Origin of the sequence: Oceanobacillus sp. FSL W7-1281 (assembly GCF_037969835.1) — a bacterium.
Lineage (GTDB): Bacteria > Bacillota > Bacilli > Bacillales > Amphibacillaceae > Oceanobacillus > Oceanobacillus oncorhynchi.
Genome location: NZ_CP150214.1, coordinates 1,812,274 through 1,832,692 on the forward strand (window position 1 = coordinate 1,812,274; position 20,419 = coordinate 1,832,692).

Consider the following 20,419-nt stretch of genomic DNA (forward strand, 5'->3'; position numbering starts at 1 on the left):
GATATGTTAATATGAAAGAACAGAATATATAAAATTCTTACAATTAAATCATATTGAAATGGAGAAGGGGATTAATAGATGATGGGAAGTATCGGAATACCAGGGCTGATTATTACGGTGATAGCTGTGGTACTTGTTATTTATCTGATTAGAAGACTATTAAAAAGATAGAGGGGAACACTTTATTAAATAAGCTTTCCTCTCGATGTTATCAGGTAAATGCGCGAAATAATAATTAATCTGCATATCGATATATTGAATAATTATTCTTGTTAATTAAGCTAATAAAACATAATATACAAGGAGGAATGAAAATGATAGAATCTAGAAATCCAAAGGATGTACATAAACCGTTAGCTCCGTATAGTCATCAAATCGAAGCTTCCGGAGACATAAGGTGGTTAAATTTGTCGGGCCAGTTAGGGATGGACGTGGAAGGTAATGTCTCAGAGGATTCCGTGGAGCAATTAAAAATGGCCTTTGAAAACATTCGTATCAATTTACAGGAAGCGGATATGGACGTAGAAAACCTGACGAAGCTTGTTTTTTATATTGTCGGGGAAATGGATGCGGATAGAAGAAGAGAAGCAATTGGCGAATTTTTAGGGGATCACCTCCCTTGTACAACGATGGTCTTTGTTGCCGGGTTAGCCGGACCGCAATTTAAAGTAGAGATAGATGCATGGGCGTGTAAAGAAAATAAATAAGGAGCTATATAAAATAGATTGTCAAATTTAACAATCTCTCTTCATACATGCAACGGAATGATGAAACAGGGAGAGATACCTACAAAACAGAACAAGCACTATGGCGGGTAGGAATATCAGTTATACGCAGATAGGAATTTTTTCAGGCATTTCCTGGAAGCAGTGTATCTCCCTTAAAGAGGAGAAAATTAAATTGAAATCGATACTCATTAACCAAGATTTTAGACGTATGTGGGGTTCAGAGTTTCTTTCTATTTTAAATGGAAGGTTTAGAGAGCTGTTGATTCCTTTAGTTGTATTAGGTCTAACCAGTTCGCCGCTAGTTACAGCCCTTGTCGCTTTGTCCCAGCAATTGGGTACGGTTCTATTTGCCATCCCAATCGGAACATGGGTAGAAACGAAGAATAAGGTCAGAATTGCATCTTCTTGTCATTTTTTATATGGAATAGGCATTTTTATGCTCGCCTTTCTTCTGGCAACACAGAATGTCAATGCAGTAATTATTGCTTCCTTGCTGTTCGTAATGGGGTTACTTGCCTTAATCAGCAGAACAGCGTTTACTTCAATGATTCCTGCCATTGCCGGCAGAGAAAATCTGTTAAAAGCACATACAAATATTGAAGCAGCTGATGCTATTGCTACTGTCATCGGCCCTGCGTTGGGTGGAATATTATTAGCAAAAACAGGCTCGGTATTAACGTTGCTTATTTGCGGGATTTTATCTCTTCTTTCTGCTCTGTTGATTGGTTTTATTCGTAATAAAGAAGGTTTTATAGGGACAGAGACGGAAGAGCTGCAAAAAAGTAAATGGAGCGTGTTTTTAAGAAGGTCCATCGCTGGATTGAAGATTTTAATCTCTAATCCACAACAGCTGATTAGCACAATAGCCATGGCAATATTAGCTTTCACAACGATATTTATTACATTAACTATAATCTTTTACGCTCGGATTACATTAGAGTTGTCTGAAGGGTTCATTGGTATTTTGCTATCAAGTGCTGGGATTGGTAACATCGTTGGCATCTTTTTGATCAATAAATTCAAAAATCTAAATTGGGTGTTGCTGATGAGTTTCTTGCTGATTATATCAGGGATAGGAATATTAATGATTACAGCAACAAACGTTTTTATTATGATGTGTTTTGGGATGGCTGTTTTTGATTGTGCGCTATCTATGGCTTTTATCGTACAAGGCGCTGTTCATCAAGGGATCACGCCAGATGAATTCTTAACAAGAGTCAGGAGCTCCACCTATGTTATTGGCGGACTATTCTCCATACTGGGAACTTTTTTAGCGGGAGCTATCCCGGAATTATTTACGGAAAAAATTGCTTTAATGATCGGGGCTTTTATTCTTTTGATGCCAGCTTGCATCTTCCTTCGTTTTGGAAAGACTGGCGTCGCATTGAGCAAAGTAGAGCCAGTTTATAACAAATAGGAGAGTGTAAGCAAAACAGCATATTAAAATTCTCGATAAGTGATTCGTTTTTTCATCGGGAATTTTAATATGATTACGGGAGGAACATATCATGAAATCGGTCAAAGTATATCATTATGATGCATTTAGTAAGGTGCCGAATAAAGGAAACCCTGCTGGAGTTGTTTTAAATGGGGATGAGCTGACAGATGAGCAAATGCAGGAAGTCGCATTTAAAGTAGGATTCAATGAAACGGCATTTCCAGTTAAATCAGAAACAGCAGACTTAGGGATACGTTTTTTTACGCCAGGACACGAAATGAATTTATGCGGTCATGCGACGATGGCAACGGTGTATGCGTTAAAAACAAAAGGACTGTTCGGAGATAAAAGAGAATTAACGATTGAAACTAAAGCAGGGATTTTACCAGTAAGGCTTGATTCTGCTGCTGAAAAGGAAATAACGATAACAATGAACCAGGCTGCACCGGAATTTGTAGCGTTCCATGGCTCTAAAATGGATCTAGCTCATTCGATCGGGATAGAGGGATCGGATATACATGATAACCTACCAATTCTTTATGGAAGCACAGGTGCATGGACGTTGCTGATTCCAATAAATAATTTAGAAGCTTTTCGCAAAATGAAACCAGAGAATAAAGATTTTCCTGCAATTTTAAAGGAGATGCCTAAATCGTCTGTACATCCATTTTGTATCGAAACGTATGACACAGATGCGGATATGCATGCAAGGCACTTCTCTTCTCCGTTTTCAGGCACTGTAGAGGATGCAGTAACGGGAACGGCGTCCGGAGTAATGGGTGCTTATTATGCTGACTATATAAGAGAAGATAGGAAAGATGTATTGAAACTTGTAGTGGAGCAGGGACATGAAATTGGTAAAGATGGCAGGGTAGGTGTTCAGGTATCTAAGAATGGGGAGTCATATGATATTCAAATTACCGGGAATGCTGTTTTTGTGAAAGACTTTGAGATTATGTTGGAAAATTAGAAGAATACAAGTAATGTATATTGATGAAAATATCTTACTGTGAAAGTCAAAATCAAGGAGTGATTATTCTAATGAAGATTATAGATAACAGAGGAGAAACGCATGAGTGGACGCTAATCGCTGTTGCATTGTTATCTCTGATTACTTTCAAGAAAATAAAGAAGGTAGAAAGATATAAAAATAAATTAAAAGGTACTTTTATTCCGTATTAAAGAGGTGGGGAAGAATGAAATCAGTAATTTTTGATATGGACGGAACATTATTTCAAACAGATAAAATTTTAGAATTGTCATTAGAAGACACATTTACCTATTTAGCTTCTTTAGGGAAATGGGAAGGCGCCATCCCAATTGATAAGTTCCGGGAAATTATGGGAGTTCCGTTGCCGGTAGTGTGGGAAACATTGCTGCCGAATCATTCTGTGAAGGAAAGAGAGCACATCAATGATTATTTTCAAGATAGATTAATTGAAAATATAAAAAACGGAAATGGTGCATTATATCCGAATGTACAGAATATTTTTGAGTTTTTATTAAAGGATGGTTATACCGTATTTATCGCCAGTAACGGAGTGCCAGCCTATTTAAAAGCGATTGTTGATTTTTATCATTTAGATGACTGGGTATTAGAGACTTTTAGTATTGAACAAATTGAATCATTTAGTAAATCTGATTTGGTCAAAACTATTTTAACGAAATATGGAATAGAGGAAGCGGCAGTGGTTGGAGACCGGATATCAGACATTAAAGCGGCAAAAGATAATGGATTGACAGCTGTGGGATGCAGCTTTGATTTTGCGAAAGAAGAAGAGCTTTCGCAAGCAGATGTTGTGATCAATGATTTAATTGAATTAAGAAGAATGCAATTCACCTAAAAAATAATGGATATTCGACAGACAGGGGAGATATAATGCTTCTTAGCTTAAAAAAGAATAAAGATTTTGTTCCTATAACAGAACATGTCCTAAATACAGCGGAAAAGGTAACCTGCTCTGGAACTGCTGCTTTTGTAATTCACAACGATAAAGTAGTATTAGAAGACTATTTTGGAAGCCAATCAAACAAATCAGGTTCAAGAATAGTTCAGGAAGATACCCAATTTCATGTAGCCTCTGTGAGGAAAAGCTATATTGGATTTGCTGTGGCGTACGCAGTCTATTATGGGAAAATTAAAACCATAGATGATTTGATACTGCATTATTTTCCTGGACTTGATGAAGATATATGGAAGGATACAACAATAAGGCATGTATTAACCCATACACATGGTTTACATAAAAAAGAAGGTACGATATTTCGGGAATTTCCTGCAGGGGAAAATTGGTCATATAGACAGGTTGGAATAGATGTATTAACGGAGCTTGTAAAACAAACTACCGGTAAAACGGTATCTGAAATTGTTCATGAACAGGTTTTTAATCCTTTCGAATTTAATGAATCCAACTGGTATGCGCGAAAACAGGAGAAGTTGGTTGATGTGATTCTTGGAGAGGAGTCTGATAAAAATTGGAATGTTAGTGAAAGCACGGAAGGCAACAAAATGAATATGTATGTATCTGCACGTGAATTGGCATATTGGGGCTATGTCCATCTTAAGGAAGGCTATATAAATGGAAAACAAATGATACCGAAAGAAATAATACAGATGACTGCAACGATACAAAGCCCATCAACGATAGATAAAAACCTTCCGCAAAATGGCTTTTTATGGTTTGTGAAAGACTTACCGGCTGAAAAAACAGAAATTGGACAAAGCGTTCCTAAAGGATCGTATCAGATACTGGGATATACAGGAGTAACGTTATTAGTGATTCCACAGGAAAATATAGTAGCTGTACGGATGTTTAACAGCTTCGGGTCACCTGAAGGGTATGATTATTTATCGGATGTCCGATCATTTGGAGATACGGTGATGCGTTGTTTATCATGAAGAAGAACAAAAACTCCCGCTGCGTGAAGTTTCGTTATATTGGTTCTACTCCTTTTTTACAACTAGACTAATTACCCGCATGGAGATTATTCTTCCTATATAGAAAAAGTTCTTAATGAGGAGGTAATGGTGTTGAGAAAAGTTATTGAACTGCCAAAGCAATTCAATTTTAAAGCTGCTGTTACCGATCACGGATGGTATTTACTGCCGCCTTTTCAAGCTAACGATGACAGAAGTGTTTTAAAAAGGGTAGAAGCGCTTTCGACTGGCAAAATCGTTCTGCTGCATATAACACAGAATCAAAATAAATTAATGGTAGAAACAGGGGATAAGCAAACGTTAACGAGAAAAGAAAGTGAAGAGGTTGTTCGCAAGGTTAACTGGATGCTTCGTTTAGATGAGGATTTTCGTGCTTTTTATCAAATGTGCAGCACTGACCAGAATATGCAGGAAATCGTAGCGGAAAATAAAGGAAGACTTTTACGCTCCCCAAGCATCTTTGAAGATATTGTAAAGACGATTTTCACAACCAATACGACCTGGAGCCGGACCATTGCTATGACAACGAATTTTGTGAGTCATTTAGGAGAAAGATATTCGAATGAGACGGAATTATTTACTTTTCCTGCACCAGAGGCAGTTTTAAAAAAAGATAAAACCTTTTTAAATAAAAGCATCAAATTAGGCTATCGAAGTGATTATATTTATGATCTTGCATTAAATATATGTAATGGTATTTATGACTTAGAGGAACTTACCAATCCAGAAATGCCGACTGAAGATGTCGTTCACGAGCTGAAAGAAATTAGAGGCGTCGGACCTTATGCACTCAGCATTATTTTAATGTTATTAGGAAGATACGACTTTTTGCCAATAGACAGCGAATTTAAAAAGCATGTAAAAAATAAATATTTCGCTGGTGAGCTTCCACCTAAGTCACAATTGCAGCAGCTATATAAAGAATGGGGAGAGTTTAAGTTTTTGGCTTATTGGTTTGATAAGTGATATGAAAATGCCGGGAATAATGGAATGGGGAGTATAATCGATTATGTTCACTTCACGCCCGGTCTTATTTCAAAGTATAATTTTTATCTTAGAAAACTGTCCGTAAAACTCCCGTCAAAATCAAACGTAAAATAAATTAATTCAGGCGTGAAATCAGATGAGCTAACTTCCTGAATCACTTAGGCTAACGCAGTGAGAGAAGAACAGCAGACTAAGTTCGCGACGTCTTGTGCGTTGAAAACTCTCACTGAATGAAGTTGCGTTTTATATGCTTCATCATAAATTTTTTCATAACGATTTAATAAATAAACCAGATTCTATTGCGAAATAAACAATATAGAATCTGGTTTATTTTTGTAGATATATCGGTGTGTTTGTATCTTCCGTAGAAATTATTCAAAACCAATTTAGTTAAAAGACTTGCATTTTTATAATATAACTCTTATGATAATTAACATAACTTTATATGTTAGGTAATATAACATATAAAGTTATTCGAAAAATTAATAGGTGTTGTTGAAGCTGGCTATGTAATCTATTCTTCAATGCTGGATTAGAAATACCAGTTTGCATCACAATAATTATCGAATTATTGGGAATAACGAGATGATTTTTTAAATGATGCATCATCAAGTGAATCGAGGAGGGAAGCTGATGAATCTGCTGCCAAGAGAAACGGATAAGCTGATGGTTGTTGTTGCTGCTGACCTTGCAAGGAGAAGAAAGGACAGAGGTTTAAAATTAAACCATCCGGAAAGTGTTGCACTGATTACTTATGAATTAATGGAAGGCGCAAGAGATGGCAAAAGTGTTGCTGAATTAATGCGCTTTGGCACAACCATACTTACGGAGGAGGATGTCATGGAAGGGGTACCTGAAATGATTAAGGATGTTCAGGTAGAAGCAACGTTTCCAGATGGAACAAAGCTGATAACTGTGCATCATCCAATTAAATAAGGAGGGATTTTGATGATACCTGGAGAAGTGCTGCCGAAAGAAGGAATGATAGAAATTAACCAAGGAAGAGATACAACGAAAGTAACCGTCATTAATTTAGGAGACCGTCCAGTACAGGTTGGATCACATTTTCACTTCTATGAAATCAATACACAGATAAATTTTGACAGGGATACCGCTTTTGGCAAAAGGTTGAACATCCCGGCAGGAACTGCGGTCCGTCTGGAGCCGGGCGATGAAAAGACGGTGGAGCTGGTGGACTTTGCCGGGGAGAGAAAGATATATGGATTTAATAATATGACAGATGGAAGCGTCGGGAAGGAGAAAGTAAATGGCTTATAATATTCCCCGAAAACAATATGCAGAAATGTACGGACCTACAACAGGTGATCGAGTGAGGTTAGCTGACACAAATCTCATCATTGAAATTGAAAAGGATTATACTTCGTATGGGGATGAAGTTGTTTTTGGCGGAGGAAAAGTCATCCGGGATGGCATGGGGCAAAATCCGCTTGCTTTAAATGATGAAGCTGCCGATACGGTATTGACAAATGCAATTATATTAGACTACACAGGGATTTATAAAGCGGATCTCGGCATTAAAGACGGCAAAATATGCGGAATCGGCAAGAGTGGTAATGCACTGGTGATGAATGACGTCGATATTACCATAGGCGCAGCGACTGATATTATTGGAGCGGAGGGAAAAATTGTGACTGCCGGCGGAATCGATGCCCATGTTCATTTTATTTCACCGCAGCAGATTGAAACGGCGCTTGCATCTGGTTTAACAACATTGATTGGCGGCGGCACAGGACCATCTTCCGGTTCAAAAGCAACAACCGTTACACCGGGGAAATGGAATATTCATAAGATGCTGGAGGCTGCAGAAGATTATCCGGTGAATATTGGATATACAGGGAAAGGACAGGCTGCTTCGATGGAGCCGCTGGCAGAGCAAATCGAAGCCGGAGCAATCGGTTTAAAAGTACATGAGGATTGGGGAGCGACTGCTTCTGCGATTGACCATGCGTTGGAGGCCGCCGATAAATACGATGTACAGGTGGCGCTGCATGCAGATACCTTAAATGAAGGCGGATTTGTTGAAAATACAATGGCAGCACTGAAAGACCGCGTAATTCATATGTATCATACAGAAGGCGCGGGCGGTGGGCATGCTCCGGATATTATCAAATCAGCACAATATCCAAACGTGATTCCTTCCTCTACCAATCCGACCATGCCTTATACGGTCAACACGATTGAAGAGCATGTCGATATGCTGATGGTTTGCCATCACTTAAGTCCGTCGATACCGGAGGATGTAGCGTTTGCTGACTCTCGTATCCGCAAAGAAACAATTGCTGCTGAGGATGTTCTGCATGATATGGGTGTACTCAGCATTCTCAGTTCCGACTCACAGGCAATGGGGCGGATTGGCGAGGTTATTTTAAGAACTTGGCAGACAGCGGATAAAATGAAAAAACAGCTCGGTATACTTGAGGGAGATACAGAAACTGCAGATAATAATAGAGTAAAACGTTATATTGCAAAATATACGATTAACCCGGCGATTACCCATGGTATTTCCGAGTATGTCGGGTCGGTAGAGGCTGGGAAATATGCTGATTTGGTTGTTTGGCCAACGGAATTTTTCGGTGTGAAACCAGAATTGATTGTAAAAGGCGGCTCGATTATTGAAAGTGTGATGGGGGATGCCAATGCATCGATTCCAACACCACAGCCGGTTATTTATCGCCCGATGTTTGCAGCGCATGGGAAAGCAATGCAACGAACTTCCTTAACATTTGTATCCACCGCAGCCTATGAAAAGGGGATAAAGGAAGAACTGGGTTTAGAGAAAACGGTGCTGCCTGTAAAAAACATTCGTAATCTGACGAAGAAAGATATGAAGCTGAATGATAAGACACCAACCATTGATGTGGACCCGGAAACATATGAAGTAAAAGTGGACGGTGAAGTCATAACCTGTGAACCGCTGAAAGAGGTGGCAATGGGGCAACGATACTTTTTATTTTGAGGTGATGACCAATGCTGGTTGAAAAAATTGAGATGAATGTAAATGATATAGAAGAAGCAGAGCTTGCAAAGCTGCATAAAGAAAAGGTTTATCTGGAAAGTGCCGATTTGCTGAAGCGTATTTTACGGGTGAAAACAGACCATGGAAAGGATATCGGTATTTCCTTAAAAGAAAGACAGGCCCTGACAAAGGGCGACGTTTTATATAAAGATGCATCCAATATTATTTTTATTGATGTCTATCAGGATGATGTGATTGTTATCCATCCTAAAGATATTCATGAAATGGGCGTCATTGCGCACCAACTAGGAAACCGTCATCTTCCTGCACAATTTGAAGTGGATAATATGATTGTCCAATATGATTATCTTGTAGAAGAATTGCTGAAACAGCTAGACATTTCTTATCAGCGGGAAGAGCGCAAATTAAAAGAAGCGTTTAAACATATAGGGCATAGCCATGACTAATTCATTGCTCACCTTTGTTCAGTTATGCGATTCAAACTTTCCGATTGGCGGCTTCAGCCATTCATTTGGACTGGAAACCTATATTCAAGAAGATGTTGTGAAGGACAGGATATCATTTCAAGAATGGCTGGATACGTATTTCAGGGAACAGGTGAAATATACAGAAGGGCTTGCTTTTCAACTTGTATGCGATGCGCTGTGTGAAAATGATTTGGAGCGGATTTGGCATATGGACCGGCTGCTTTATGTCCAGAACCTTCCAAAGGAAACAAGGGAAGGAAATACCCAAATGGGAGTCCGAATGCTGAAGCTGGCAGAAAGTCTGTTTGAATACGGAATACTTGCAAATTATCTAAAACGAATAAAGCAAGGGAAATCATTCGGGCACAGCGCTATTGTCTTTGCAGTTATTGCCCATTATCACAGGATACAACCTCAGGAGGGTCTTGGGTTTTACTTATATTCCCTGGTGTCCAACCTGGTACAGAATGCAGTAAGAGCTATTCCGCTGGGGCAGACAGACGGGCAGAAGATACTGCTGGAGAGTCAGCAATTAATAAATCGTGTTGCGGAAGAAATAGCTGATTTAACGATAGATGACTTTGGGATTGTTTCGCCCGGTCTGGAAATTTCACAAATGAAGCATGAGCATGTAAAAGTAAGGATATTTATGTCTTAGAAGGGAGATTTGGATATGGAACCGATTCGAGTAGGTATTGGCGGTCCAGTAGGGGCTGGAAAAACAGAGTTAGTAGAGAAAATAACAAGACAGTTAAATAATGAAATGGACATGGCGGTTATTACGAATGATATTTATACCAAAGAAGACGCTAAAATTTTAATGAAAAATGGTGTGCTGGAGGATGATCGGATTATTGGTGTGGAAACTGGCGGGTGCCCGCATACCGCTATCAGAGAGGATGCCTCTATGAATTTTGCTGCGATTGATGAATTAACCGAACGCTTTCCTGACGTGGAATTGATTTTCATTGAAAGCGGCGGGGATAATCTGGCAGCGACATTCAGTCCGGAGCTTGTAGACTTTTCTATTTATATCATTGATGTAGCCCAGGGAGAGAAAATCCCCCGTAAAGGCGGGCAGGGCATGATTAAATCGGATTTATTTATTATTAATAAAACAGATTTGGCGCCGTATGTTGGAGCGGATTTAGATATCATGGCAAGAGATACGAAAGAATTTCGAGGAGATAAACCATTTATTTTTACGAATTTGAAAAATAATGACGGATTGAACGAAGTAATTGATTGGCTGAAAGATAATGTACTGCTTCGAGGAATTGTCTAAGATGCAGAAGGAATGGACCGGAGAGCTTCAGCTTGAATTAACCGAGAAGAAGAATAAAACGGTCCCTGCGGATGTATATTTCCGAGGTGCCTTCAAAGTAATGCGTCCAATCTATTTAGACAATTCCGGGCAATTAACCTATTATCTATTAAATCCTGGAGGCGGCTATTTATCCGCAGATACATATTCCATGGATATTAGGGTGAATGAAAATGCCCGGGCAATTTTGACAACGCAATCTGCAACCAAAGTATATAAAACCCCGGGAGAGCCTGCGTATCAGTATGGGAAGTTTACCTTGAAATCGAACAGTCTGCTGGAGTATATCCCGGACCCGCTAATCGTTTATCGGGAAGGTTCGTATAAACAGCTCAACCAATTTTATGTAGATAATACCTCGACATTGATTTGCTCCGATATTATTACACCTGGATGGTCACCAACCGGAAAGCAATTCAGTTATGACAAGGTAGATTTGCAAAATGAAGTGTTTATCCATAAGGAATTAGGCGTTTTTGACCGTATTGTAACGGAACCGGCTAAAAATAATCCTTCTGTGTTTGGAAGAATGGAAGGGTATAGTCATTTAGGCTCCATGATGGTTATTAGTCCTTATGTGACAGATGAAGTAATTGAAAATATCTATGATATGATGGAGCAGAAGGACGTGAACTTCGGTATCTCGAGGTGTCCGGTCCCGGGGTTTTCTTTGAGAATATTGGCCAATCAGACGCAAATCATCGAAGAGATACTGCAAACGTGTCATGGGTATTTACGAGAAACATGGTTTGGCATGTCTCCTGTATTTTTACGGAAGTATTAAAAGGGTTTAAAAACGGTGGGGAAGACAAGCAGGGTATCTGAAAGAGCATTTAGAAATATTCGACAGCTAGCTTCCCCGGCCTTTGGAAAGGTAGATAAGATGGAACGACAAATTTCTGGAAATTATTATTTGATCAGTACGCTGCACAGTTTTTCCCAGGTAATCCTGCTGGCGAATTGGAAAACAGGGCTTTTCATTTTTTTGGGCATTCTTGTTGTTTCCTGGCAATTTGCCGTAGTATCCTTATTAAGTGTGATAATAGCGAATGTCATAGGCTATGTGCTGACAAAGAATAGAAGTTTTATAGAGGATGGATTAATGGGCTATAACGCTGTATTAACCTGTTTAGCTATTCTTATTTTTTTGGATGGACCTTATCTGTGGCTGCTTGCCTTTGCAGGAACTGGATTATCCGCATTAGCAACCGTAGCTTTAAATAATTATTTCGTGCGTATTCCGGTTCTCACTTTTCCATTCATTATTACATCGTGGCTGATATTTTTATTTCCTTATAAATTAGATTTATTCGCAATGAGTGATCAGCTTGTACCGCAGAATCTAATGCACTGGGAGTATATTGCAGGAAGCGGGATGGATTGGATTACTGCATTTTTTAAAAGCATCAGCGAAATCTTTCTATTGGATTCTGTGTGGGCAGGTGCACTGATTCTGGCAGGAATTCTGATTGCCGGAATCAGAGTTAGCGCGAGTACCATTCTATCCGCTGTCGCTGCTTTGGCTTTTGCTTACATATTAGGGGCAGAAAATGATCAGATTCAGCTTGGGCTATATGGATACAATGCGATTTTGACAGCTATAGCAGTTGGTCACACATTCAATGCCAAGGGTTCGAAAGGTATGTTTGTATACGGTCTGCTAGGAGCACTATTGACGGTGCCGATTTCTGCGAGCTTATCTATTCTGCTCATCCCATACGGCCTGCCTGTATTAACCATTCCATTTGTAATCATTACATGGCTGCTGTTGAGCGCATCAAATTCTATCTTAAAACCGGGAAATAGAGTATAATAGAAAATGAATTTTTATGATGAAGCGTTGTTGCAGAGTAACATCAATAGAGAAACGAGTTGATGTTGCCTGCAGCTATCAAGAGAGAACAACATGAAGGAATCAATCAGAGCAAGGAGACGCTGATAGGAAATGTCTATACAAACACCTGTAAAATATCGTGTGAAACAGGTCGGACAAAAGGACGCTGCACAGGTAGTGGATTTTATGACAACGATTCGAAAAGAAGTATTTCCGATGTTGGATCATCAGCAATTACCGCCGGATATGCTTCATTTTTATGCACATTATATAAATAGGAAAGAAGCGGCGTTATTTGCAGCTGTAAGTGAAGCGGGCAATGTGCTTGGTACAATTGGTTATCTGCCCTATGACAATCGTTTTGATGAGCTGCAGCAATATTACGCGCAATCGAAGACAACGGAACTGGTAAGATGCTATATAGATCCGGCATATAGACGTTTAGGAATTGGCTCTGCCCTTTATCAAACGGCTTTAAAGTCGATTCAAGCAGCAGGATACGAGAAGATTTATCTGCATACTCATCCATTTCTGCCAGGCGGGGTTCCCTTCTGGAAAGCACTGGGCTTTAAAGAAAGATTGGCTGAGTCAGATCCCGTTTGGAAAACACTGCATATGGATAGGAAGTTATAGAGGATGTTCAAAAAGTCCAATAAAAATGACACGGCAAATTTCTGCGTTGATGGATTGTTTCCGATACTCACGTATTATAAAGCATACGCTCCGTTCGTAACCAATCCATCGCCTTGAACTTCTTGGTCCTATTTATCGGACTTTTTGAACACGGACTTATAGTAGTATTCCTTTACGTTAGCTGCTTCCTTAGGCATGACATCAAGAATAATAGGAGTAATAAAATGAGAAAAATAAATATAGGGCTGCTTTCGGTATTGTTTTTGCTTTTATTGGCAAGCTGCAGCAATTCGGAAAATGATACAGCAGCTAAAGATGAAATCGTATATGCTAGCTCGAAGGATATCCGCGATATTAATCCGCATTTATACAGTGGAGAAATGGCAGCCCAGAATATGGTGTTTGAATCACTGGTCAAGAATACGGAAGACGGTGTAGAGCCCTGGCTGGCGGAGAGCTGGGAGATCTCAGAGGATGGTCTGGAATATACCTTTCATTTAAGAGAGGATGTTACCTTTTCTGACGGAGAAAAGTTCAACGCAGAGGCGGTAAAACAGAATATGGATGCCATCATGGATAATGAAGAGCGGCATGCTTGGCTGGATTTAGTTAATTTGATTGACGAAAATGTAGTTGTGGATGAATATACGTATAAGCTTGTGTTAAAGCATCCGTATTATCCGACGTTAACGGAATTGGGACTTACCCGCCCGTTTCGTTTTTTATCTCCCAATGATTTTGTGGATGGAACGACAAAGGATGGCATCAGCGGTTATTCGGGAACAGGGCCGTGGGTTTTATCAGAACATAACGAGAATCAGGAGGCTGTGTTCACTGCCAACGAAGAATATTGGGGAGAACAGCCTAAAATGAATGCAGTAAGATGGAAGGTGATGCCGGATCATCAGACCATTCTGCTTGCCCTTGAAAAAGGAGAGGTCGATCTGATTTTTGGATCCGATGGAGATATGATTGACCTGGACTCTTTCTCCGCGCTGGAAGAGCAGGGAGAGTACGTAACCGAAATGAGTGAGCCGGTCGCTTCCAGGGCAATTTTATTGAACTCCAATCGTCCTATCACTGGCGAAATCGAGGTAAGAGAAGCGCTGCAATATGCGGTTGATAAACAATCGATTGCGGATGGTATCTTAAATGGATCAGAATCTGTTGCGCCGACCTTGCTTGCATCGACAGTTCCTTACAGCGACCTTGGACTGGAGGAAAGGAAATATGATCCGGATAAAGCTAATAATCTGCTCGATGATGCCGGCTGGAGGTTGAATAGTGATGATGGATATCGTTATAAAGATGGCGAGAAATTAGAGCTTAACCTGTATTATAATTCGGATAATGCACAGGAAAAGACGATCAGTGAATATATTCAGTCTGATTTGCGGGAGATAGGTGTGGAGCTGCATATCACTGGAGAGCAGAAGCAGGCGTTTTTAGACAGACAAAAATCAGGAGAATTTGATTTGCAATATTCCTTATCATGGGGAACGCCTTATGACCCGCAATCTTACCTGTCCTCCTGGAGAATCCCGGCGCATGGCGATTATCAGGCGCAGACAGGGCTGGACAAGAAAGCGTGGCTGGACGAAACAATTACCGATTTGATGATTGAGCATGATGAGGAGAATAGAGAAGCGATGTATGCGGAAGTGTTATCGTATATCCATGAGGAAGCAGTATATATCCCGCTCACATACTCACGCACAAAAGCTGTTCATCGTCCAGAGCTGCAGGGTGTCACGTTTAACGTCTCTCAATATGAAGTTCCATTTGAAAACATGTATTTTGATACAGAGTAAATTAAAAAAGCGGATGAAGGTCCGCTTTTTTGGTTCTTGAATGTAAGAATGTAGGTGGAGTAAATGAAGCGTTATATTACGAAAAGAATCATCAGCATCATTCCCTTATTAATAGGAATATCCTTTTTGGCGTTTATTCTCATTAATCTGAGCGACAGTGATCCGGCGGAAGTCGCGCTGCGGGTAAATGAAATCACACCGACAGAAACAGCTGTTGCAGAGATGCGCGAGGAGCTGGGCCTCGATAAACCATTTTTTGAAAGATATATGACATGGGTGACCAGCAGCATCAAAGGTGACTTCGGAAACAGCTTTGTTAATAATAAACCGGTGATTGAAGAAATCGGGCAGGCATTGCCAGCTACGCTGATGCTTGCGCTGGTTGCCTTCGTAATGATTGTTTTTATCAGCGCCTCTGCCTCCATTCTATGTACGATTTATGAAGGAAGCATCATTGATCGGACCATTAGAGGCTTTGTCTTTATTGCAGAGGCCATGCCCGGCTATTGGATCGGGCTTTTGCTGATATGGTTTTTCTCGATTAAATTAAATCTGCTGCCGACAAGCGGGATGAGCTCTTGGACATCTGTTATTCTGCCGGCAGTAACGTTAGCTTTTGCTTATATTTCCACCTATGTGAGATTGATTCGAAATAATATGGTGCAAAACAAAAACGAGAATTTTGTACTTTATGCAAAAGCCCGCGGGATGAAAGAGGGTATTATTTTAAAGCGTATTTTCAAAAACTCTCTTCAGTCTGCTATTACAGCACTGGGCATGTCGATTCCCAAATTAATTGCAGGCACTGTCATTGTCGAGAATATCTTTGCCTGGCCGGGGATAGGCAGGCTGAGTGTGACAGCGATATTCAATTATGATTATCCCGTTATCCAAGCGTATGTCTTTCTGATGGCGGTTTTATTTGTCATCTGTAACTTACTGGTAGATATCGTTACTGCCATATTCGATCCAAGAATGAGAAAAGAGGTATGATCATGGGGGTTTTAAATAAATTGATGAGAGATCGTTCCGCCATGATTTGTATCATTTTCTTAACCCTTGTGGTACTGGCAGGAATTTTCGCGCCATGGCTAGCGCCGCATAGTCCAATTGATGTCAATGTAAAAGAAAAACTGGCGGGAATAAGTACAACCTATCCGCTTGGTACGGATCAGCTGGGGAGATGTATTTTTTCCAGGCTGTTATACGGGATTCGCACGACAGTTTTCATTGCCTTTATAACCATGATTGTCACGATTGTGATTGGAACATTGATTGGAGGAATCGCCGGGCTGTTTCGCGGGAAAATCGACGAGATCATTATGAGGATTTGCGATGTCTTTATGTCCTTTCCAAGTGAAGTAATGATTCTAGCCATTATCGGAATGATGGGACCGGGACTTACCAATATCGTTATCGCAAGTATTATCGCAAAATGGGCATGGTATACACGTATGGTCCGTTCAATTATCATCAAATACGCCGATAAAAACTATATTCAATTTGCCCGAGTCTCCGGCTTCAGCAGATGGCATATTTTCAAAAAGCATATCATGCCAAATACGGTAGGCGAGATTTCGGTCCTGGCCACACTTGATGCAGGTTCGGTGATTTTAATGATTTCCGCTTTATCCTTCCTCGGGCTGGGAGTGCAGGCACCGACGCCTGAATGGGGAATGATGTTAAACGAAGCGAAGAACGTGATGACCATCTATCCGGAATTAATGCTTGCTCCGGGAATAGCAATTCTTGTTGTGGTAGCGGTATTTAATTTTCTTGGGGACAGTCTGCAGGATGCCTTTAATGTTAAGCGTGGAAAGCGCGGTAAAAGAATGAGGTGATTGCTTGGTTATGCTGGAAGTGAAAAATTTATCGATACAAGATACACAATCAAACGAGGTTATTGTTGAAGATATATCTTTTAAATTGGAACGCGGCCGCAGTCTGGGCTTTGTCGGGGAAAGCGGCAGCGGCAAGTCAATGACGGTGAAGGGGATGCTGAGGCTTACAGCGCCCTTGATAACCGTTTCTGGCGCAGCCTATTTTGAAGATGCGGATATGCTGAAGATGAAGACAAAATCAATTCGAGATATAAGAGCTCGGCATATCAGCATGATTCTGCAAGATGCCATGTCCGCCTTTGATCCGTTAGATACCATTGGAAAGCAGATGCAGGAAACGCTATGTGAGAATTTGAAAATTGCCAGGACAGAGGCCAAACAAGTATCCTTGAGAGAATTGGAAAGAGTGGGGATAAAGGAAGCTGCACAGGTGCTGAAGAAATATCCGCATCAATTGTCCGGCGGAATGCTGCAGCGTTGTATGATTGCTATTGCAGCTGGCGTAGAGCCTGATATTATCATCGCGGATGAACCTACCACTGCGCTGGATGCGATTACCCAAAAAGAAGTCATTGCAACATTTCAGCGTCTTCAGGCTCAATCGGGGACTACCTTTATTTTTATTTCACATGATCTCGGCGTTATCCAGCAGCTGACGGAAGACGTGCTTGTGATGAAAGACGGGAAACAAGTGGAATATGGCAGGACAGAAGATGTATTTCAGCATCCACAAAATGACTATACAAAATACTTGGTGGATACAAGAGTCAAACTGACCCGTGCGTTTGAACAATCGGTGAGAAAGGATTCCTATCATGCTTGAAGTAAAGAAGGTCTATAAAACCTATCCGAAAACAGGAGCAGGCTTCAGAAAAGAAAGATTATCTGTCTTAGCGGATGTATCCTTTCAGATTCATGACGGAGATTGGGCTGCCTTAGTCGGGGAAAGCGGCAGTGGTAAAAGTACATTAAGCAGATTGATATTAGGCTTGGAAAAAGCAGACAGTGGCAGTTTGTTGCTGGAGGGGAAAAATCCAGCAGCGTGGAGGAAAGAAAATAGAGGACAGATGAGTGTGGTTTTTCAGGATTATACGTCTTCAGCCAATCCTGCTTTCCGGGTAAAAGATATTATCATGGAACCCTTGAAGGCTTTCGGCCGGAATCATCCGATACAGGAAACAACGGAAAGTTTAATGGAAAAGGTTGGTCTGTCTAAGGAGTTAGCGGACCGTTATCCGCATGAGTTAAGCGGCGGACAGTTGCAGCGGGTATGTATCGCCAGGGCAATTAGTACAAAACCAAGATTTCTGGTTCTGGATGAAGCGGTCAGCTCGCTGGATGTTTCGGTTCAGGCACAAATCTTAGAGTTACTCGATGCGCTAAAAAAAGAAATGGATATGACCTGTCTATTTATCGCACATGACTTACAAACCGTTGCTTATCTATGTAATCAAGTGATGTTTTTAAATGAAGGGAAAATCGTTGAGCAGATAGAGACAAAAAATCTGGCAAATGTGCAGAGTGCTTATGCGAAGAGGCTGTTAGAAGCGGTGGTTCGGTTTAGGGTGGAATAGAATTCTACTATATAAAACATGCCATTTGCCTGCTAAACCGGCAAATGGCATGTTACATCTTTTATAATAATTTTTTCGTGCTTACAAGAATAATGCATGTACATAATACGTCGATTGCTTTTTCCACTTCCTCTAATGATGGGAATGATGGCGCAATACGAATGTTTCTGTCACGTGGGTCTTTCCCATATGGAAAGGCTGCTCCGGCTCCGGTTAAGGTGACTCCAGCCTCTTTGGCAAGACGGATTACTTCAGAAGCACAGCCGTCCATCGTATCTAAGCTGATAAAATAGCCTCCATCCGGTTCTGCCCATGCAGCAATACCATAAGAATCCAATTTGGAATGAAGTATTTCTATTACGGCATCAAATTTAGGCTTCATAATTTCAGCATGCTTTTTCATGTGTTCCAGCAGATTACTATAGTTTTCAAAAAAGCGGACATGGCGCAGCTGGTTTACTTTATCAGGACCAATTGTCTGCACGCTTAACTGTTCTTTAATAAAGCTGATATTTTCCCTGCTTGCTGCTACGACTGCAACACCAGAGCCCGGGAAAGTCATTTTGGAAGTAGATGCAAACATAAATACTCTGTTTGGATTTCCGTGTTTCTTACACGCTTCCAATAAATTTTTTAATTTTGGAGGATGATCCGTCAGGTCATGAATGGCATACGCATTATCCCAGAAAATTTTAAAATCCTTTGCTTTCGTTTCCATTTTAGCTAAACGTTCCACGACCTTATCACTGTATGTAATACCCTCGGGATTACTATATTTCGGAACACTCCACATTCCTTTGATGGACGCATCGTTGCGTACAAGCTCTTCCACCTTGTCCATATCCGGACCGTCATTCAGCATCTCTACGGAAATCATTTCGATATCGTATTGTTCACAAATCGTAAAATGCCTGTCATAACCAGGGACAGGGCATATAAATTTAATTGCATCTTCTTTACCCCAAGGAGTTTCGCTATCAATAACGCCTTTAATCAATGCTTTTGAAATCAGATCATGCATGATATTCAGGCTGGCATTACCTCCGATTAAAATCTCCTCTGTATCTACTTCTAATAGATCTTTAAATAATGCTTTTGCTTCTGGCAGACCATCTACCATCCCATAATTTAAAACAGAAAAGTTATCCCCAATATTTTTAGAAGTAACGCTGTCTAACAATTCCAATGACAATTGCAGCTGCTCAGCGCTTGGCTTTCCTCTCGCCATATTTAAAGATAGATTTTCTTTCTTGATTGCATCCAATTCTTTCTTTGTTTTTTCATGAAGATGTTGCAGACTGGAATGATCCATCTGTTGTAGCGTACTCATTTTATCCCTCCGGCATGTGTAACTTAATTTTATCTCTTGTTAATTATTTTATTTCATTCAATAAGAATTGCAAGGGAAAACATGAGAAGTTTACAAATCTATTTAACAAGAAAGCATTTCCTCTATAAATTGTTGAATAATTGAAACATTTCCCGGCTGTAATCCGTAAAGAAAGATAATAAGAAAGGAGAGGAATAGCATAATGAGTGACTGGTGGGAAAAGAAGAAATCGAAAACAAGGAAAAGCAAAAAGGGGAAAGGAGATTATACAAAGACCGATTTGTTTTTTGATATTCTTTTTTGGATTCCGGAAGTTATCATTCTTCCGATTCGGATTCTCTTTTGGTCATTTAGAGGCGTGCTGAGATGGGTGACGGATGTAATGTGAAGCAGGGAAGGGGAAAGTTAATTTGGAGATCATTTCTGCATTAATAAACTGTTTAAATTCAACTATAAGAGCAGGAGTTATAGTAAATATGTAGAATTCTATAATAGGAGCAGCTGCAAATCAGCTAA

Annotated in this window: 23 protein-coding genes; 22 read left to right on the forward strand and 1 reads right to left on the reverse strand. The window is 40.2% G+C overall.

Features of this window, described 5'->3' with window-relative positions; translation table 11 throughout:
• The first annotated feature begins 314 nt into the window (after nucleotides 1–314).
• The 21 genes from MKX55_RS09030 to MKX55_RS09130 all read left to right on the forward strand — a co-directional run bounded on the left by MKX55_RS09030 (nucleotide 315) and on the right by MKX55_RS09130 (nucleotide 18,573).
• Nucleotides 315–707 (forward strand): RidA family protein, encoded by a 393-nt coding sequence (locus tag MKX55_RS09030; RefSeq protein WP_339237686.1) that lies wholly within the window; start codon nucleotides 315–317, stop codon nucleotides 705–707.
• A gap of 193 nt (nucleotides 708–900) precedes the next feature.
• On the forward strand, nucleotides 901–2,145 hold the full coding sequence (locus tag MKX55_RS09035; RefSeq protein ID WP_339237688.1) for an MFS transporter: 1,245 nt from the start codon (nucleotides 901–903) through the stop codon (nucleotides 2,143–2,145).
• Between the two features lie 91 nt (nucleotides 2,146–2,236).
• Nucleotides 2,237–3,136: a PhzF family phenazine biosynthesis protein gene (locus MKX55_RS09040; protein WP_339237690.1), complete on the forward strand. Its 900-nt coding sequence runs from the start codon at nucleotides 2,237–2,239 to the stop codon at nucleotides 3,134–3,136.
• A gap of 71 nt (nucleotides 3,137–3,207) precedes the next feature.
• On the forward strand, nucleotides 3,208–3,348 hold the full coding sequence (locus MKX55_RS09045; RefSeq protein WP_339237692.1) for a hypothetical protein: 141 nt from the start codon (nucleotides 3,208–3,210) through the stop codon (nucleotides 3,346–3,348).
• A 14-nt stretch (nucleotides 3,349–3,362) separates the two neighbouring features.
• Nucleotides 3,363–4,010 carry an HAD family hydrolase gene (locus MKX55_RS09050; protein WP_339237695.1) on the forward strand — a complete coding sequence of 216 codons (648 nt, stop codon included), beginning with the start codon at nucleotides 3,363–3,365 and terminating at the stop codon, nucleotides 4,008–4,010.
• 35 nt (nucleotides 4,011–4,045) lie between these two features.
• Nucleotides 4,046–5,065 carry a serine hydrolase domain-containing protein gene (locus MKX55_RS09055; protein ID WP_339237697.1) on the forward strand — a complete coding sequence of 340 codons (1,020 nt, stop codon included), beginning with the start codon at nucleotides 4,046–4,048 and terminating at the stop codon, nucleotides 5,063–5,065.
• Nucleotides 5,066–5,197: 132 nt separating this feature from the next.
• A complete protein-coding gene (locus tag MKX55_RS09060; protein ID WP_339237699.1) occupies nucleotides 5,198–6,070 on the forward strand; it encodes a hypothetical protein in 873 nt (290 codons plus the stop codon).
• Nucleotides 6,071–6,724: 654 nt separating this feature from the next.
• Nucleotides 6,725–7,027, forward strand: a complete 303-nt coding sequence (locus MKX55_RS09065; RefSeq protein WP_339185181.1) for an urease subunit gamma — start codon at nucleotides 6,725–6,727, stop codon at nucleotides 7,025–7,027.
• Nucleotides 7,028–7,039: 12 nt separating this feature from the next.
• Nucleotides 7,040–7,369: an urease subunit beta gene (locus tag MKX55_RS09070; RefSeq protein WP_339237702.1), complete on the forward strand. Its 330-nt coding sequence runs from the start codon at nucleotides 7,040–7,042 to the stop codon at nucleotides 7,367–7,369.
• A complete protein-coding gene (gene ureC, locus MKX55_RS09075; RefSeq protein WP_339237704.1) occupies nucleotides 7,359–9,068 on the forward strand; it encodes an urease subunit alpha in 1,710 nt (569 codons plus the stop codon). The genes MKX55_RS09070 and ureC overlap by 11 nt, the downstream gene beginning before the upstream one ends.
• An 11-nt stretch (nucleotides 9,069–9,079) precedes the next feature.
• Nucleotides 9,080–9,535, forward strand: coding sequence for an urease accessory protein UreE (locus tag MKX55_RS09080; RefSeq protein ID WP_339184191.1), 456 nt, complete (start codon nucleotides 9,080–9,082; stop codon nucleotides 9,533–9,535).
• Entirely contained in the window at nucleotides 9,528–10,214 is a 687-nt protein-coding gene (locus tag MKX55_RS09085; protein ID WP_339184192.1) for an urease accessory protein UreF, read from the forward strand. Before MKX55_RS09080 ends, MKX55_RS09085 begins: the two co-directional genes overlap by 8 nt.
• Before the next feature lie 15 nt (nucleotides 10,215–10,229).
• Nucleotides 10,230–10,841, forward strand: a complete 612-nt coding sequence (ureG, locus tag MKX55_RS09090) for an urease accessory protein UreG (protein ID WP_339184194.1) — start codon at nucleotides 10,230–10,232, stop codon at nucleotides 10,839–10,841.
• 1 nt (nucleotide 10,842) lies between these two features.
• On the forward strand, nucleotides 10,843–11,664 hold the full coding sequence (locus tag MKX55_RS09095) for an urease accessory protein UreD (protein ID WP_339184195.1): 822 nt from the start codon (nucleotides 10,843–10,845) through the stop codon (nucleotides 11,662–11,664).
• Between the two features lie 99 nt (nucleotides 11,665–11,763).
• Nucleotides 11,764–12,693, forward strand: coding sequence for an urea transporter (locus tag MKX55_RS09100; RefSeq protein WP_339184196.1), 930 nt, complete (start codon nucleotides 11,764–11,766; stop codon nucleotides 12,691–12,693).
• Between the two features lie 132 nt (nucleotides 12,694–12,825).
• On the forward strand, nucleotides 12,826–13,347 hold the full coding sequence (locus MKX55_RS09105; protein ID WP_339184197.1) for a GNAT family N-acetyltransferase: 522 nt from the start codon (nucleotides 12,826–12,828) through the stop codon (nucleotides 13,345–13,347).
• A gap of 224 nt (nucleotides 13,348–13,571) precedes the next feature.
• Nucleotides 13,572–15,158: a nickel ABC transporter substrate-binding protein gene (gene nikA, locus MKX55_RS09110; protein WP_339237706.1), complete on the forward strand. Its 1,587-nt coding sequence runs from the start codon at nucleotides 13,572–13,574 to the stop codon at nucleotides 15,156–15,158.
• A 63-nt stretch (nucleotides 15,159–15,221) separates the two neighbouring features.
• Nucleotides 15,222–16,151 carry a nickel/cobalt ABC transporter permease gene (gene opp1B / locus MKX55_RS09115; protein WP_339237708.1) on the forward strand — a complete coding sequence of 310 codons (930 nt, stop codon included), beginning with the start codon at nucleotides 15,222–15,224 and terminating at the stop codon, nucleotides 16,149–16,151.
• A gap of 2 nt (nucleotides 16,152–16,153) precedes the next feature.
• On the forward strand, nucleotides 16,154–16,999 hold the full coding sequence (gene opp1C, locus MKX55_RS09120; RefSeq protein WP_339237710.1) for a nickel/cobalt ABC transporter permease: 846 nt from the start codon (nucleotides 16,154–16,156) through the stop codon (nucleotides 16,997–16,999).
• 10 nt (nucleotides 17,000–17,009) lie between these two features.
• Nucleotides 17,010–17,822: an ABC transporter ATP-binding protein gene (locus MKX55_RS09125; RefSeq protein ID WP_339237712.1), complete on the forward strand. Its 813-nt coding sequence runs from the start codon at nucleotides 17,010–17,012 to the stop codon at nucleotides 17,820–17,822.
• Nucleotides 17,815–18,573: a dipeptide/oligopeptide/nickel ABC transporter ATP-binding protein gene (locus MKX55_RS09130; RefSeq protein ID WP_339237715.1), complete on the forward strand. Its 759-nt coding sequence runs from the start codon at nucleotides 17,815–17,817 to the stop codon at nucleotides 18,571–18,573. Before MKX55_RS09125 ends, MKX55_RS09130 begins: the two co-directional genes overlap by 8 nt.
• 61 nt (nucleotides 18,574–18,634) lie before the next feature.
• Here MKX55_RS09130 and MKX55_RS09135 read toward each other — a convergent pair whose 3' ends face one another.
• Complete coding sequence (locus MKX55_RS09135; protein WP_339237717.1) at nucleotides 18,635–19,903, reverse strand: aminotransferase; 1,269 nt, start codon at nucleotides 19,901–19,903, stop codon at nucleotides 18,635–18,637.
• 202 nt (nucleotides 19,904–20,105) lie between these two features.
• On the opposite strand from MKX55_RS09135, the gene MKX55_RS09140 reads away from it, so the two are divergent.
• Complete coding sequence (locus MKX55_RS09140; RefSeq protein WP_042533507.1) at nucleotides 20,106–20,291, forward strand: hypothetical protein; 186 nt, start codon at nucleotides 20,106–20,108, stop codon at nucleotides 20,289–20,291.
• The last annotated feature ends 128 nt before the right edge of the window (nucleotides 20,292–20,419 follow it).

Bases quoted from the DNA above. Each gene is read 5' to 3' on its own strand.
- MKX55_RS09140 (WP_042533507.1), top strand. From the start codon at position 20,106: ATGAGTGACTGGTGGGAAAAGAAGAAATCGAAAACAAGGAAAAGCAAA.
- MKX55_RS09125 (WP_339237712.1), top strand. From the start codon at position 17,010: ATGCTGGAAGTGAAAAATTTATCGATACAAGATACACAATCAAACGAG.
- opp1B (WP_339237708.1), top strand. From the start codon at position 15,222: ATGAAGCGTTATATTACGAAAAGAATCATCAGCATCATTCCCTTATTA.
- MKX55_RS09070 (WP_339237702.1), top strand. From the start codon at position 7,040: ATGATACCTGGAGAAGTGCTGCCGAAAGAAGGAATGATAGAAATTAAC.
- MKX55_RS09040 (WP_339237690.1), top strand. From the start codon at position 2,237: ATGAAATCGGTCAAAGTATATCATTATGATGCATTTAGTAAGGTGCCG.
- ureG (WP_339184194.1), top strand. From the start codon at position 10,230: ATGGAACCGATTCGAGTAGGTATTGGCGGTCCAGTAGGGGCTGGAAAA.
- MKX55_RS09105 (WP_339184197.1), top strand. From the start codon at position 12,826: ATGTCTATACAAACACCTGTAAAATATCGTGTGAAACAGGTCGGACAA.
- ureC (WP_339237704.1), top strand. From the start codon at position 7,359: ATGGCTTATAATATTCCCCGAAAACAATATGCAGAAATGTACGGACCT.
- MKX55_RS09050 (WP_339237695.1), top strand. From the start codon at position 3,363: ATGAAATCAGTAATTTTTGATATGGACGGAACATTATTTCAAACAGAT.
- MKX55_RS09135 (WP_339237717.1), bottom strand. From the start codon at position 19,903: ATGAGTACGCTACAACAGATGGATCATTCCAGTCTGCAACATCTTCAT.
- opp1C (WP_339237710.1), top strand. From the start codon at position 16,154: ATGGGGGTTTTAAATAAATTGATGAGAGATCGTTCCGCCATGATTTGT.
- nikA (WP_339237706.1), top strand. From the start codon at position 13,572: ATGAGAAAAATAAATATAGGGCTGCTTTCGGTATTGTTTTTGCTTTTA.
- MKX55_RS09095 (WP_339184195.1), top strand. From the start codon at position 10,843: ATGCAGAAGGAATGGACCGGAGAGCTTCAGCTTGAATTAACCGAGAAG.
- MKX55_RS09080 (WP_339184191.1), top strand. From the start codon at position 9,080: ATGCTGGTTGAAAAAATTGAGATGAATGTAAATGATATAGAAGAAGCA.
- MKX55_RS09100 (WP_339184196.1), top strand. From the start codon at position 11,764: ATGGAACGACAAATTTCTGGAAATTATTATTTGATCAGTACGCTGCAC.
- MKX55_RS09055 (WP_339237697.1), top strand. From the start codon at position 4,046: ATGCTTCTTAGCTTAAAAAAGAATAAAGATTTTGTTCCTATAACAGAA.
- MKX55_RS09130 (WP_339237715.1), top strand. From the start codon at position 17,815: ATGCTTGAAGTAAAGAAGGTCTATAAAACCTATCCGAAAACAGGAGCA.
- MKX55_RS09030 (WP_339237686.1), top strand. From the start codon at position 315: ATGATAGAATCTAGAAATCCAAAGGATGTACATAAACCGTTAGCTCCG.
- MKX55_RS09085 (WP_339184192.1), top strand. From the start codon at position 9,528: ATGACTAATTCATTGCTCACCTTTGTTCAGTTATGCGATTCAAACTTT.
- MKX55_RS09065 (WP_339185181.1), top strand. From the start codon at position 6,725: ATGAATCTGCTGCCAAGAGAAACGGATAAGCTGATGGTTGTTGTTGCT.
- MKX55_RS09045 (WP_339237692.1), top strand. From the start codon at position 3,208: ATGAAGATTATAGATAACAGAGGAGAAACGCATGAGTGGACGCTAATC.